Below are 14,948 nucleotides of genomic sequence, written 5' to 3'. Positions count from 1 at the left end.
AATCGCCTATTGGCTGATTTGTGAATATTGTCCAGTAGGCAAATCATCTAGACACCATTGACCTATTTTATAACGGATTAATCTTAAGGTCGGGTGACCTACATGGGCTGTCATCCGCCTGACTTGGCGATTACGGCCTTCACAAATTTGTACTTCAAGCCAGGTTGTTGGAATGGATTTGCGCTCGCGTACGGGTGGCACTCGTGGCCAAATGTCGGGTGAGTCCATCACTCTGACCATCGCGGGCAGGGTCATACCATCTTTAAGCTCAACGCCATCACACAATGCTTTGATTGCTGCTTCTGTTGGTTCGCCTTCGACTTGCACCCAATAGGCTTTGAAGGTTTTTTTATTGGGCTGAGTCAACTTAGCTTGCAGCTTGCCATCGTTAGTGAGCAGTAATAATCCTTCACTGTCGCGATCTAGTCGTCCAGCTGCATATACATCAGGGATCGGAATAAAATCTTTTAGCGTTTGCCGGCCTGCTTCATCAGTAAATTGGCACAATACATCAAAAGGCTTATTAAATAACACGATAACAGGGTGTTTAGCCGCTGGCTTGGTGCTTGCTTTACGCTGTGCCCCGCGATGTTGTGAGTGGTTCGCACCTGCTGAACCGGTGGTTTTAGCGGTGCTTTTTTTGAATGAGCTGAATTTACCGACATTTGACATAAAGGTTTGGATAATATCCTTTGTTGAATACGAGTGAGCAATTGTTGGGTGAATCTTGAGCGATTTTAAAATATTTAATCCTAGTTTACTGTGTATTCGCCATTAGTGGAATTTGAAAATTGCCCAGAATGATCTATGATGTCCGCCTAAAAATTGTGATCTGTACCTAATTTATCATTCGCGGCGGTTGTTTTTATTCAAAGCAAGCGCCGCGATGGCGTCAAAACATAATAAAAAATGGGATAGGGGATTTCACATACTTAATTCACACAGGGTGTGTGCTGTAGTTGCAAATCAAGGTTCACTCCGGTGAGTGTTATCCACCAAAGCCCGTCAAATGCTTACACAATTTATTCTAATAAATTATTAATTTACAATAATGTAGGAAAAAAAATGAAAGATAACACTCCAACGATCATATACACAGAAACTGATGAAGCCCCAGCACTTGCTACGCTATCTTTACTGCCTATTATTCGTACCTTTACTGACGCTGCAGGCGTAAAAGTAGAAACGCGTGATATTTCTTTGTCAGGTCGTGTTATTGCTAACTTCCCTGAAAATTTAACCGCAGAGCAAAAAATTGCTGATGCGTTAACAGAATTAGGCGAATTGGCGAATAAGCCAGAAGCCAACATCATCAAATTACCAAACATCAGTGCGTCAGTACCGCAATTAAAAGCGTGTATCGCTGAGTTACAAGCTAAAGGTTATGACATCCCTAACTATCCGGATGAGCCAAAGACTGATGCTGAAGTAGAAGCTAAATCGCGTTACGACAAAATTAAAGGCAGTGCGGTAAACCCAGTATTGCGTGAAGGTAACTCTGATCGTCGTGCGCCTACTTCTGTTAAAAACTACGCTAAGAAAAATCCACATTCAATGGGCAAATGGGCAAGTGATTCACAATCTCACGTAGCACACATGAATGAAGGCGATTTTTACGGTAGCGAGCAATCTGTAACGTTACCAACAGCCGATAAAGTGAATATCGTACTGACACAAGCTGACGGTAAAGAAGTTTTGCTTAAGAGTGGCCTAGCGTTACTTGCTGATGAAGTGATTGACTCAGCCGTCATGAGCAAAAAAGCATTAGTTGATTTTTATACCCGTGAAATTGAAGCGGCTAAATCAGAAGATGTTTTATTATCGCTTCACTTAAAAGCCACCATGATGAAAGTGTCTGACCCTATTTTCTTTGGTCACGCCGTTAAAGTGTTCTTTAAAGATGTATTTGCTAAACACGGTGCATTATTTGCTGAGCTAGGTGTTGACGTAAATAATGGTTTTGGTGATGTGTATGCCAAAATCAAGTCACTTCCTGATGCAAAACGTAACGAAATTGAAGCTGACATCGCTGCGGTATATGCTGCACGTCCTGCATTAGCAATGGTTGATTCAGACAAAGGCATCACTAACCTACACGTACCAAGTGACATCATTATTGATGCTTCTATGCCTGCTGCCATTCGCTCATCGGGTAAAATGTGGGGCCCAGACGGCCAGTTACAAGACACTAAAGCAATGATCCCAGATCGTTGTTACGCTGGTGTGTATCAAGAAACTATCGCTTTTTGTAAGAAGCATGGTGCATTTGACCCAACGACAATGGGCAGCGTGCCTAACGTAGGTCTTATGGCTCAAAAAGCTGAAGAATATGGTAGCCATGATAAAACATTCGAGATCGGCGCTGCGGGTACTGTGAATGTGGTTAACCAAGCTGGCGATGTGATAATGAGCCACAACGTTGAAGCTGGCGATGTTTACCGTATGTGCCAAGTAAAAGACGCACCAATTCTTGACTGGGTTAAGTTAGCGGTTAGACGTTCACGTTTAAGCAATACTCCAGCGATTTTCTGGTTAGACAGCGCTCGTGCACACGATGCTGAATTAATCAAAAAAGTCACTAAATACCTAGCAGCAGAAGATACTTCTGGGTTAGACATTCAAATTATGTCTCCTGTTGATGCAACTCGCGTGACCTTAGAGCGTATCATTAAAGGCGAAGATACGATTTCTGTTACCGGTAACGTATTGCGTGACTATTTAACGGATTTGTTCCCAATTCTTGAATTAGGCACAAGTGCTAAAATGCTTTCAATCGTACCGTTAATGAATGGTGGCGGATTATTTGAAACGGGCGCGGGTGGTAGTGCACCTAAACACGTTCAACAGGTAGAAAAAGAAGGCCACTTACGTTGGGATTCGTTAGGTGAATTTTTAGCGCTTGCAGCGTCTTTAGAGCACTTAAGCCAAACGGCAAACAACCCTAAAGCACAAGTATTGGCTGACACGTTAGATGTCGCGATTGGTGAGTTTTTAGACAGTAACAAGTCGCCATCTCGTCGTGTGGGTGAGTTAGACAACCGTGGCAGTCACTTCTACCTTGGTCTGTATTGGGCAAATGCCTTAGTTAAGCAAACCGTAGACACTCAGTTAGCTGAACATTTTGCACCTTTAGCACAATCGTTAGCGGCGAACGAAGCGGTTATTTTAGTTGAGTTAAATGGTTCACAAGGTCCAGCAGTTGATTTAGGCGGTTACTATCGTTTAGATGCGGCAAAAGCTGAAAAAGCCATGCGTCCAAGTCCAACATTAAACCAATTTATTATTGGTTAATGGTTAATTGTGTCGGGTCATTATTGCGTCAACGTAGTCATAACCCGGTTATCTAAAAGATAAAGCTCAACAATTAATAAATAAATTGTTCATTGAGCTTGAATTTTAGGCAATAAAAAAGACAGGGATTAAAATCCCTGTCTTTTTGTTTTATAGTCTCACCTACTATATTGTAGGAGAGATGGCTGAAGCATGCATTCCTTTAGGGCCTTCTTCAACTTCGAAGCAAACAGGTTGACCTGCTTTTAAGGTACGATAACCTTCCATTTCGATTGTTGAATAGTGCGCAAATACATCTTCGCCACCCTGATCAGGGCAAATAAACCCGAATCCTTTGGCGTTGTTGAACCACTTTACAGTTCCGTTTGCCATACTTCCACTTCCTTCTGTTGTCTACTTACCAGTAAGATAGTAAAACTTATTATCCAGCGGTCTAGTATTCGCCGCCTACCAAACAGAATGAAATTTGTACGAAAAGATGTCAAGCGAAAATTAACATAAACACAACATTTAATTAATTTAATAATATCAAGTGGTCGGGAACCAAACGAGAGGCTAGTATTAAACAATGGCAAAATTAGGCAGTGTAGAACATATTGAGGAAAAGGTTGAATCTGAGCTACAACCACCCCATATGTATAAAGTGGTGCTAAACAATGATGATTACACCCCGATGGATTTTGTAGTTGAAGTGTTACAACGCTTCTTTGAGAAAAACGAGCAGCAAGCTGTTGATATCATGTTGGCGATACATCACCAGGGCAAAGGATTGTGTGGCGTTTTCCCTTTTGGGATAGCCGAAACAAAAGTATTTCAAGTAAATCAGTTTGCAAGAGAAAACCAACATCCGTTACTGTGTACATTAGAGAAAGCATAAAAATCGTTTTCTTACAGTCTGTGGTTAAATTTAGGGGGTGCTTATGCTGAACAAAGATCTGGAAGTCACCTTGAACCTAGCGTTTCAGCAAGCTAGAGATTCACGTCATGAATACATGACGGTAGAACATTTATTATTAGCGCTTATTGATAATCCTGCAGCATACGAGGCGCTCATCGCCTGCGGTGCGGATGTCAATCGTCTCCGTGAAGAAGTGGCTAATTTCATTCAACAAACCACACCCATTATTGCCGAGTCATCTGAAGAGCGTGAAACCCAGCCTACATTAGGGTTTCAGCGCGTACTTCAACGGGCAGTATTTCATGTGCAATCTTCTGGTCGCGACGAAGTGACTGGTGCCAATGTGTTAGTGGCTATTTTTAGTGAGCAAGAATCACAAGCTGTGTATTTGTTACGCCGCAGTGAAATTACTCGTCTTGATGTAGTTAATTTTATTTCACATGGCATGGGTAAAGATGAAGATTCTGGCGAGTCGTCAGATCAAGAGCGCATTGATGATCAATCTGAAAATAGTGAAGATCGCAGCATGTTGGCGCAATTTGCTTCTAACCTCAACCAACTGGCTAAAGAAGGCTCGATTGACCCATTAATTGGGCGTGATGCTGAAATCGAGCGAGCCATTCAAACATTGTGTCGTCGCCGTAAAAATAATCCGTTATTAGTCGGTGAAGCGGGAGTGGGTAAAACGGCCATTGCTGAAGGTCTTGCATATCTTATTGTGAATGAACAAGTTCCAGAAGTGATGGCGAATGCCACTGTGTATTCACTTGACCTGGGTTCCTTGCTAGCGGGCACTAAATATCGCGGCGATTTCGAAAAACGTTTTAAGAGTTTATTAAAAGAATTGTCTGCTGATGAACATGCTATTTTATTCATCGATGAAATCCATACCATCATTGGTGCAGGTGCGGCGTCCGGTGGTGTTATGGATGCTTCTAACTTATTAAAGCCCTTGTTATCGAGTGGTAAGTTGCGTTGCATGGGCTCGACGACGTTCCAGGAATATCAAAGTATTTTTGAGAAAGATCGTGCTCTAGCACGCCGCTTCCAAAAAATTGATATTAATGAGCCGTCAGTGGCCGAAACCACCAAAATATTGATGGGGCTTAAATCTAAGTACGAAGAATACCATGGCGTACGTTATACCCAAGCTGCAATCAGCAGTGCGGCTATTTTGTCGGCGAAACACATCAACGATCGTCATTTACCTGACAAAGCGATTGATGTTATTGACGAAGCTGGCGCACGCATGGTGATGATGCCGCAAAGTAAACGGAAAAAGACCATTGGTCAGGCAGAGATTGAAGCAATCATCGCGAAATTGGCGCGTATTCCTGAGAAGTCGGTATCGTCTACTGACAAGGATATGTTACGTAACCTTGAACGCAACCTTAAGATGGTGGTCTTTGGGCAAGACAAAGCGATTGAGAGCCTTAGCGCTGCCATACGCTTATCGCGCAGCGGTTTAGGTTCAGAGAAAAAGCCTGTTGGTAGTTTTATGTTTGCTGGCCCAACTGGGGTCGGTAAAACCGAAGTCACCAATCAATTGGCTAACTGTCTTAACCTGAAACTCATTCGCTTTGATATGTCTGAGTATATGGAGCGCCATACTGTATCGCGTTTAATCGGTGCTCCTCCGGGGTATGTAGGTTACGACCAAGGTGGTTTGCTCACTGATGCTGTGATTAAAAATCCGCATTGTGTGGTACTACTGGATGAAATTGAAAAAGCACATCCAGATGTATTCAACTTGTTATTACAAGTCATGGATCACGGTACATTGACCGATAATAACGGCCGAAAAGCCGATTTTAGAAATGTCACCTTAGTCATGACCACGAATGCGGGCGTACAAGAAACGATCCGTAAGTCGATTGGTTTTAGACAACAAGATCATACTCAAGATGCATTAGCTGAAATCAATAAAATGTTTTCACCTGAGTTTCGTAATCGCTTAGATTCGATTGTATGGTTTAATCATTTAGACATGACCGTCATTGCAAAAGTGGTTGATAAGTTCTTAGTTGAGTTGCAAGCACAGCTTGATGATAAACGTGTAACGTTAGATGTTACTGACGAAGCACGTACCTTGTTAGCTGAAAAGGGTTATGACAAGTCAATGGGCGCACGCCCTATGTCTCGTGTTGTTACTGAACTCATTAAGCGTCCACTGGCAGACGAAATCTTATTTGGTGTACTTGAGCGTGGTGGTATTGCCCATATTGATGTCAAAGACGGTGAGATTAATATTGATTGTGAGGCCACTGAAAAAGTGTCTTAAGCGTCAGTAATGCTTTTAATTTGACAATAAAAAGATGACCGTTTGGTCATCTTTTTTTATCTGCGAGCTTTTTGTCCGCGAGATGTATCGACGTTAATGGTACCCATCACATTAATTATGTAATCCGTAAAAAGTATTACACTTTTTACGCGGCATGGATCCGGTTGGATGTTTCTGCCTGACTAGATAATGAATACGATTGGTAGCATGTCATTAGACTCAACAACAAAAAAACCGACTGACAGTCGGCTTTTACAATGTTGAGGCTAGCGATTAACGTGCGCGGAAGACGATACGACCTTTTGATAAGTCATAAGGAGTCAGCTGAACCGTGACTTTGTCACCCGTTAAAATACGGATGTAGTTTTTGCGCATTTTGCCAGAGATGTGGGCTATCACCACATGTCCATTTTCAAGCTCTACGCGGAACATTGTGTTTGGCAAGGTCTCAAGGATAGTGCCCTGCATTTCAATGTTGTCTTCTTTCGCCATTAATAAGTTATCCCATTAGCCTTCAAATTTGAAAAATCGGGCGTATCATGCCCCAAAATCGCCTAACTGTAAAGGCCGTTAACAAGAAAGAGGTTCAAGTTCTTCGCCAATTTGCCAACCTTGTGGTGTTAATATTTGATAAGGTCGATATTGACGCTTGTAACGCATTTTCCGATTTTGATCAATTTGATAGCCTAAATACAAAAATCGTTTACCCATCGATTTTGCTAATTGACATTGAATTAAAATCATCAAGGATCCTAATGATCTGTCGGCATAGTCTGGATCAAAGTAACTGTAAATTGCAGAGAAGCTATGCGCCATATTATCGGTGACAGCAACCCCTATCAATTGGTCCTTATCAAAGACTTCGATAAACATAGGTGGTAGCCAGTCAGACAGTAAAAAGTCGTCATACTGGCTCTGTGAGGCCGGAAACATAGGCCCATCGTAGTGGCGTTCGGTTATGTATCGCTGATAAAGCTCAAAGTGCTCAGGACGTGTCTGGTAGCTTACTTTCCAATGTAAATCTTGATTATTCTTTAAGGTTCTTTTTTGACGTTTAGAAAGCACAAAATCGTGCACATTTAGACGTATAGATTGGCAAGCATTACAGCTTGGGCAGCGGGGTTTATAAATTGAATTGCCATTTCGTCGAAAGCCCATACCCAGTAATTGTTCAAATAATGCCCCGTCAATATGCGGTTCTTGAATGATCAATAACTGCTCTTTATTGCCTTCGATATAATTGCAATCAAAAGGCTGACTTATGCCTACGTTGACGGATTTAGAATTCAATTAACACCTCTTGTGGAGTCCAAATAGACGCTGATATTGACTGATCTCGATGTTGGCGTAATAAGGTTAAAAAGTCACATCTAGGCAAGGCTTTGGCGCCTAAACTGATTAAATGCGGGTTCATGACTTGCGCGTCAATCAAACGAAAATCATGTTTAACTACGTGTTGATTGAGTATAGCAAATGCCGCTTTTGATGCATTAGTTTGCCGATAGAACATAGATTCACCGCAAAATATGCCTCCGACGGGGATACCATACAAACCGCCAACAAGCTGTTCACCATCCCACACTTCAATTGAATGCGCTTTACCTTGCAGGTGTAATTCATAATAGGCCATTTGGATTTCAGCTGTAATCCAGGTGCCATCTTGAGCACTTCTCGGCGCAGCACAGCCGGCTAATACATCTAAAAAAGCATGATTGATAGTGTATCGCCAGCTCGACTTTTTAAGGAACTTAAGCAGACTTTTACTGCCAAAAGGATGTGTCGGTATAAATACGGCGCGAGGATCTGGAGACCACCATAGAATAGGGTCTTGTGCGTTAAACCACGGAAAAATACCCTGGTAATAAGCTTGTTGTAAACGCTTCGGTTGCAAGTCACCACCTATGGCCAATAAACCATTAGGATCAGTGAGTGCATGCTTTGGCGACGGAAAGCTTATAGATTCATTTAAATAAGACAGTGAGTTCACAATTGAGTATATTAATTGGCATACCTTGTCGTTAACTTAGCGGAAAATAGCGATGTTTAAAATCATAACCGTCACAGGAAAGAGCATTTTTGCAGTATTGCTGACATTTTGCTTATTTAATAGCCAGGCACAAGCAGCCTACGAGCGTAATCAAGCCGTTCCTGTTGAGAAAGTCCTGTATGGCACAATTGAAAGTGTTAGGCATGTGAGCGAAAAACAATTGGTAGAAGACAGCCACAGTGGTTGGAAAACCTTTGGCGGTGCCTTAATTGGTGGTGTGATTGGTCATCAATTTGGTGGCGGTTCTGGCCAAGATGTTGCGACAGTTCTGGGCGCGCTTATTGGCGGCGGTTTAGGCAGTCAGCATGGGCGTTCAGCTTATTATCTAGAAAATAAATTAGTAGAATTAATGATAACCCAAGAAGATGGCAACCAAGTGATGGTAATCCAAGACCTTGACCCTAGCATGAGTTTCAATGCCGGTGATGAGGTGAGGGTCGTTTATTTAACCGGTTACGTTCGTGTCGATTTAGCGATGTAGTGATGTAGCAGAGAGTTACATCCTATAACCTGCAGTGAACACTGTGATTGCAGAGGTATTAACGTAAACGAAAACAAAAGGAGCCGCGGCTCCTTTTGTTTTGATTCTTATTTACAGGTAACGTTTACCTCGTAAATAATTAGAATCCACGCGGTAATGTTTGACTACCTGCCGTCGTTTCAAGCTTTAAGCGCCACAACTGTTTAGGGGTCAATCCACCTGATGTTGTTTTCGCTTTTTTACTGGGTTGTTTTTTTACTGCAGCTTGGATTTGAGTAGCAGGTTTTACAGCTGCAATAACATGTGTTGCACAGTGTTCTGCATGCATGCTTTCAAGCTCGCTAAAGCGAACCGATTTAGCGCCGTCAATTTTATACCAGCTACCAGCTTGCTCAATCGATACTGCTTTGCCTGATTGTTTTTCAAGGGCAAGTTGCAGTTGGCTGATGACCTCTTCTTTAGTCAATGTTGTCATAGTTAATAACCTATTTGTTATCATGTTAAATGAAGGTTGTGACTAATTTTAAAGTGTTAACACTACAAAAGTCCAATATGTGACTTTAGTTGTCGGTTTAATGCTCAAAAAGTAGGAATTATCAGCATTTATCACTGAAATAGTTGAAATGCTCGAGCATGAGTAACACAACCCCCGATTGCGGATATACAATATAGCTATGCATTTTTCTCAAAATTAATACTGTTTTTTTGTCTACATCGCTATTTTTATGTGCGGTGTCATTAAGATGTTTTGAAACGACGATGTCTCAATTTTATAGGAATATTATGTCCACACATTATCCAGGTCAGTCAGCGATCACCCGCCAAGATTTAGCCGCCTATTTAGACAGCTTTTTAAATATTTCTGCTTTTAAAGATTACGCTCCCAACGGTTTACAAGTGCAAGGTAAGTCAACTATTCGCACCATCGTGACAGGTGTAACGGCATGCCAGGCACTGATAGAACAAGCTACTGCGGTTAATGCTGATGCGATTTTGGTTCACCATGGTTTTTTTTGGAAAAATGAGCCTGAAATTATTACCGGGATGAAATACCGCCGTATTAAGGCTTTAATGGATAACGACATCAGTTTATTTGGTTATCATTTACCCTTAGATGCGCATCATGGCATTGGTAATAATGCTCAGTTAGCTTATCAATTGGGGATTCTAAGCCCGCGAGTATATGAACCCATAGCGCAAGATTTACTGTGGCATGGACACCTAGAACATCCTGTTACGGCAAGTGAATTTTGCCAATTACTTAATAACGTGCTTAAGCGTGAACCATTGCATATTGGCGATAACAGCAAACCTATTTCAACAGTGGCGTGGTGTACCGGTGGAGCGCAAGATTATATTGATCAAGCCGCACAAATGGGGGTGGATGCCTTTATTAGTGGAGAAGTATCAGAGCGTACTTACCATGCTGCGATGGAGCAAGGAATACATTATTTTGCGGCAGGCCATCATGCAACAGAACAATTTGGCATTCAGGCATTGGGTCAACATTTAGCCAGTAAGTTTGATTTAACCCACCATTTCATCGACATCACTAATCCTGTTTAGTGGTGATGTAATGCTGTTAAGTTGCCCAACGTAATACTTTGTTTGATAAGGATCGTTAATGACTGAATACTTTTTGCAGGCTTTTATATATTTAACTGCGGCTGTCATTGCCGTTCCATTGGCCAATAAACTTGGTTTGGGCTCAGTGTTAGGTTATTTAATTGCAGGTGTAGTCATTGGTCCGATAGTCGGTTTAGTGGGCAATGAAACCAATACCATTCAACACTTTGCCGAATTTGGTGTCGTGATGATGTTATTTTTGGTCGGTTTAGAACTTGAACCGAAAATGCTTTGGGCGATGCGTAATCGACTTTTAGGCCTCGGAGGATTACAAGTCGGTGGCTCAGTGGTTGCGGTAATGGCCTGCGCGATTTATGCAGGTTATCAAACCAGTATTGCACTCTCAATAGGATTAATTTTTTCGTTATCGTCGACAGCGATTGTATTGCAAACCCTGTCAGAAAAACGTCTTAATAAAACGCATGCGGGCAAAAATGCCTTTTCGGTGTTGCTGTTCCAAGATATTGCCGTTATTCCGATGCTGGCGTTTATTCCCTTATTGGCATTACCTGAATTAGTCGAAAAAGCTCAGGTTGCGGCAAGTCATTTGAGTGAGCAGCATGAACAATTAAGTTTGGTGGCATCATTACCGGGTTGGGCTTATGCCATTGTACTGATACTGGCTATTGCCGTTGTGGTGTTAGGTGGACATTACCTGAGCCGGCCACTGTTTAAAATGGTCGCAGAGTCTGGCGCACGTGAAATATCTACCGCTGCGGCATTAATGCTGGTGATTGGTATCGCGGCGTTAATGAGCTTAGTGGGGATTTCTCCGGCTTTGGGAACATTCTTAGCGGGTGTTGTATTAGCCAACAGTGAATTTAAACACGAGTTAGAAGCCAATATTGGGCCTTTTAAAGGTCTATTGTTAGGACTGTTCTTTATCACTGTAGGCGCAGGTATCGATTTTGCCGTGTTATTTGCTGATTTTGGCGAAATAATATTAATCACGTTAGGTGTGATGCTTATAAAAGCACTCGTGCTGTTTGTATTAGCCTTAATATTTAGAATTAAAGGCAGTGACCGATGGTTGTTTGCATTAAGCCTTGCGCAAGCTGGAGAGTTTGGTTTTGTATTATTAAGCTTCAGTGTGCAGCAACATGTTATCCCAACTGACTTAGCACAGACGTTATCTATCGTCGTTGCCTTGTCGATGTTTTTAACCCCAGGCTTATTTATCTTATTTGATAAAGTGATTTACCCTCGTTTTCAAGTTAAAACCAATCAACGTGAACAAGATAATATAGACGATGAGGGTACCGTGATTATTGCCGGTATTGGCCGTTTTGGCCAAGTGGTAAACCGCTTTCTAATTTCAAATAATATTAAAACTGTTGTACTGGACTATCAGGTATCACAAGTGGATACCATCAGGCGGATCAATACGAAAGCCTATTACGGCGATGCCACGCGCCCAGATTTGCTGAAAACGGCGGGCATTGAAGATGCCTCTTTATTTGTGGTGGCGATTGACAACCGTGAGAGCAGTGTAGAGTTAGTGAAATATTTGCATCATAGTTATCCTAAACTCAAAATTGTCGCCAGAGCGTTCGACAGAGGGCATGGACACTTGCTTAAAGAGGCTGGGGCAGATGTGGTTGAGTCAGAAACGCACCATTCTGCACTCGAACTGAGTGTATCGTCTTTGCAGTTACTTGGGCACAGCGAAGAATATGCCATGAGGCGCAAAGCTACTTATAAACGCGTAGAAAAAGAAGCATCAAAGCGTCTTTATGATTTTTGGTTAAAAGAATCAGCAGGGGAGCGTTTTAGTAATGACTTTATTAAGTTATTTATGTTGTATGAAGAACGCTTAAAACAAGCCATGGATGAAGATAATGCTGCTCATCAAGATGATACTGATATCGCAAATCTACACAATGATGATACCGCTGAAGTGATAACCGATGTTGAAACTAAAAACGATACTCAAGCAACCACTTAAGTCAGAGTCTGATCTGTCACATCTATCTACAATTGCTGATTGGGTATATATCGGGTTAACCAATCTCATAAGCTAATCACTTTAGCCAATTAACAAAAAGACCGCCGGAGCGGTCTTTTTAATTTATCGGTTTAGTCCTCGAATATATCTATCATAAGGACTAAACAGCAAACATACTTTTTATGGTCACAATGATACTATTTTACGCGCATACCCGGTTGTGCACCTTCGTGTGGCTCTAAAATAAACAGGTCTTTACCGCCAGGTCCGGCTGCTAATACCATGCCTTCAGAGTCACCAAACTTCATAGTGCGCGGAGCAAGGTTAGCCACCATCACAGTCAACTTGCCGACTAAATCTTCAGGTGCGTAGGCTGATTTAATCCCTGCAAACACTTGTTTAGTCTCGCCGCCTAAATCAAGTTCTAGACGCAGTAGCTTATTTGCCTTTTCAATGTGCTCAGCTTTGCTAATACGGGCAATACGCAAATCAATTTTTGCAAAGTCATCGAAGGTGATTTCAGGACTAATAGGGTCTTGCGCTAATTGATCAACTGCTTGTGTCGGCGCTGGCGCTTGAGTCACTTGCAGGTTTTCTTTAGACGCTTCGATAATGGCTTCGATACTTTTCATCTCAATACGTTGCATTAAGGCTTTAAACGGCGCAATTTCATGACCAGATAAATCTTGCGCTAGGTTTTCCCACGTTAAAGTCAGTTGTAAGAAACCTTCAACATCTTGTGCCAGTTTTGGTAACACCGGTTTAAGGTAGGTCACCAATATACGGAACAAGTTTAATGCATTACTGCAAACCTGATGTGCTTCTTCTTGCTTGTCGTCTTGCTTAACTAACTGCCATGGTGCGGCGTCAGCAACATAACCGTTTGCAATGTCAGCTAATGCCATAATTTCACGCATGGCTTTACCAAATTCACGGGTTTCATAAAACTCGGCAATGGTTTCTTTTTTAGCTAAAAATGTCTCGGTTAGGCTCGTGTCAGCGACGTTAGCAAGCTTACCGTCAAAGCGTTTACTGATAAAACCTGCGGTACGAGAGGCAAGGTTAACCAGTTTTCCGACTAGGTCAGAGTTAACGCGCTGAGCAAAATCTTCTAGATTTAAATCTAAGTCATCAATACGGCTATTTAATTTAGCGGCATAGTAATAACGTAAATATTCAGGATCTAAATTATCAAGATAAGTACGTGCTTTAATGAACGTGCCTTTTGATTTTGACATCTTTGAACCGTTTACCGTCACATAACCGTGCGCATATACGCTAGTTGGCTTGCGAATTCCTGCACCTTCTAGCATGGCTGGCCAGAACAAGCTGTGGAAGTAAACAATGTCTTTACCAATGAAGTGATAAACCTCAGCTGTAGAATCAAGGCTCCAGAAATCATCGAAGTTGAGATCGTCACGTTTGTCACATAAGTTTTTAAACGAGCCCATGTAACCGATTGGCGCATCTAACCAGACGTAAAAGAACTTACCTGGCGCATCGGGTATTTCAAAACCAAAGTAAGGAGCATCACGAGAGATGTCCCATTGTTGCAAGCCTTGCTCAAACCATTCGCCCAGTTTGTTGGCCATTTCTTGCTGTAATGAACCCGATTGAATCCATTCTTTCAACATGCCTTCAAATGCAGGTAGGTCAAAAAAGAAATGTTCAGTGTCTTTCATAATCGGTGTTGCACCCGATACGGCTGATTTAGGATTAATCAAATCTGTTGTGCTGTAGGTTGCGCCGCAATTATCGCAGTTGTCGCCGTATTGGTCTTCAGACTTACATTTCGGGCAAGTGCCTTTAACGAAACGGTCTGGTAAGAACATGTTTTTTTCAGGGTCATACAATTGCGAAATGGTTTTGGTTTTGATGTAGCCGCCATCACGTAGCTTAAGATAAATATCGTTGGCTAACGCACGGTTTTCGTCGCTGTGAGTGCTGTGGAAATTATCAAATTGAATATTAAAATCAGCGAAATCTTGTTCATGCTCTTTTTGCACCTGAGCAATCATTTCTTCTGGTGTAATACCCATCTGCTGAGCCTTCAGCATGATTGGCGTACCATGGGCGTCATCGGCACAGATGTAATAACATTCATGTCCACGTAACTTTTGGAAGCGCGACCAGATATCCGTTTGGATATATTCAAGCATGTGACCTAAATGGATCGGACCATTGGCATACGGTAAGGCACTTGTGACCAGTATTTTTCGCTGTGATGTCGTCATTTTGTCTCTATATCAAATTACACCAAAAATATGGCTTAATCGTACCTGATTGAGTGACATTTTTCATCAAAACATGACTTAAAAAGTGTATTAATCACTATTTTTTTACCAAGTTCTGATACACTTGTAAAAATTTCATGTTCGG

General features: G+C 41.9%; 13 protein-coding genes. 6 read left to right on the top strand and 7 right to left on the bottom strand.

What is annotated here, in order from left to right:
* Positions 1–6: 6 nt before the first annotated feature.
* A complete protein-coding gene (locus tag AC19MV_RS06615; protein ID WP_498306524.1) occupies positions 7–672 on the bottom strand; it encodes an rRNA large subunit pseudouridine synthase E in 666 nt (221 codons plus the stop codon).
* 393 nt (positions 673–1,065) lie between these two features.
* On the opposite strand from AC19MV_RS06615, the gene AC19MV_RS06610 reads away from it, so the two are divergent.
* Positions 1,066–3,291 carry an NADP-dependent isocitrate dehydrogenase gene (locus AC19MV_RS06610; RefSeq protein WP_498306523.1) on the top strand — a complete coding sequence of 742 codons (2,226 nt, stop codon included), beginning with the start codon at positions 1,066–1,068 and terminating at the stop codon, positions 3,289–3,291.
* A 165-nt stretch (positions 3,292–3,456) separates the two neighbouring features.
* On the opposite strand, the gene cspD is transcribed toward AC19MV_RS06610, so the two are convergent.
* Entirely contained in the window at positions 3,457–3,663 is a 207-nt protein-coding gene (gene cspD / locus AC19MV_RS06605) for a cold shock domain-containing protein CspD (protein WP_011637711.1), read from the bottom strand.
* A 196-nt stretch (positions 3,664–3,859) separates the two neighbouring features.
* On the opposite strand from cspD, the gene clpS reads away from it, so the two are divergent.
* Both clpS and clpA read left to right on the top strand, forming a co-directional pair.
* Positions 3,860–4,168, top strand: a complete 309-nt coding sequence (gene clpS, locus AC19MV_RS06600) for an ATP-dependent Clp protease adapter ClpS (RefSeq protein ID WP_188952464.1) — start codon at positions 3,860–3,862, stop codon at positions 4,166–4,168.
* A gap of 43 nt (positions 4,169–4,211) precedes the next feature.
* The gene (gene clpA / locus AC19MV_RS06595; protein WP_498306521.1) at positions 4,212–6,470 is read left to right on the top strand and encodes an ATP-dependent Clp protease ATP-binding subunit ClpA; all 2,259 of its coding nucleotides are present in this window, start codon (positions 4,212–4,214) and stop codon (positions 6,468–6,470) included.
* 273 nt (positions 6,471–6,743) lie between these two features.
* On the opposite strand, the gene infA is transcribed toward clpA, so the two are convergent.
* From infA to aat, 3 genes are all read right to left on the bottom strand, one after another.
* Positions 6,744–6,962, bottom strand: a complete 219-nt coding sequence (gene infA / locus AC19MV_RS06590; RefSeq protein WP_011496276.1) for a translation initiation factor IF-1 — start codon at positions 6,960–6,962, stop codon at positions 6,744–6,746.
* Between the two features lie 78 nt (positions 6,963–7,040).
* A complete protein-coding gene (locus AC19MV_RS06585; protein ID WP_498306520.1) occupies positions 7,041–7,760 on the bottom strand; it encodes an arginyltransferase in 720 nt (239 codons plus the stop codon).
* Positions 7,750–8,457 (bottom strand): leucyl/phenylalanyl-tRNA--protein transferase, encoded by a 708-nt coding sequence (gene aat, locus AC19MV_RS06580; protein ID WP_498306518.1) that lies wholly within the window; start codon positions 8,455–8,457, stop codon positions 7,750–7,752. The genes AC19MV_RS06585 and aat overlap by 11 nt, the downstream gene beginning before the upstream one ends.
* 52 nt (positions 8,458–8,509) lie before the next feature.
* On the opposite strand from aat, the gene AC19MV_RS06575 reads away from it, so the two are divergent.
* Positions 8,510–8,998 (top strand): outer membrane lipoprotein, encoded by a 489-nt coding sequence (locus tag AC19MV_RS06575; RefSeq protein ID WP_498306517.1) that lies wholly within the window; start codon positions 8,510–8,512, stop codon positions 8,996–8,998.
* Positions 8,999–9,137: 139 nt separating this feature from the next.
* Here AC19MV_RS06575 and AC19MV_RS06570 read toward each other — a convergent pair whose 3' ends face one another.
* Positions 9,138–9,473 carry a hypothetical protein gene (locus tag AC19MV_RS06570; RefSeq protein ID WP_498306515.1) on the bottom strand — a complete coding sequence of 112 codons (336 nt, stop codon included), beginning with the start codon at positions 9,471–9,473 and terminating at the stop codon, positions 9,138–9,140.
* Between the two features lie 338 nt (positions 9,474–9,811).
* On the opposite strand from AC19MV_RS06570, the gene AC19MV_RS06565 reads away from it, so the two are divergent.
* Positions 9,812–10,564, top strand: a complete 753-nt coding sequence (locus tag AC19MV_RS06565; protein ID WP_498306643.1) for a Nif3-like dinuclear metal center hexameric protein — start codon at positions 9,812–9,814, stop codon at positions 10,562–10,564.
* Positions 10,565–10,622: 58 nt separating this feature from the next.
* Positions 10,623–12,569: a monovalent cation:proton antiporter-2 (CPA2) family protein gene (locus tag AC19MV_RS06560; protein ID WP_498306513.1), complete on the top strand. Its 1,947-nt coding sequence runs from the start codon at positions 10,623–10,625 to the stop codon at positions 12,567–12,569.
* Positions 12,570–12,766: 197 nt separating this feature from the next.
* Here the strand turns inward: AC19MV_RS06560 and metG are convergent, their stop codons facing one another.
* Positions 12,767–14,803 carry a methionine--tRNA ligase gene (gene metG, locus AC19MV_RS06555; RefSeq protein WP_498306511.1) on the bottom strand — a complete coding sequence of 679 codons (2,037 nt, stop codon included), beginning with the start codon at positions 14,801–14,803 and terminating at the stop codon, positions 12,767–12,769.
* Between the last annotated feature and the right edge of the window lie 145 nt (positions 14,804–14,948).

This window comes from Shewanella sp. MF05913, assembly GCF_059758095.1.
This window is presented reverse-complemented; position numbering and strand designations above follow the sequence as displayed.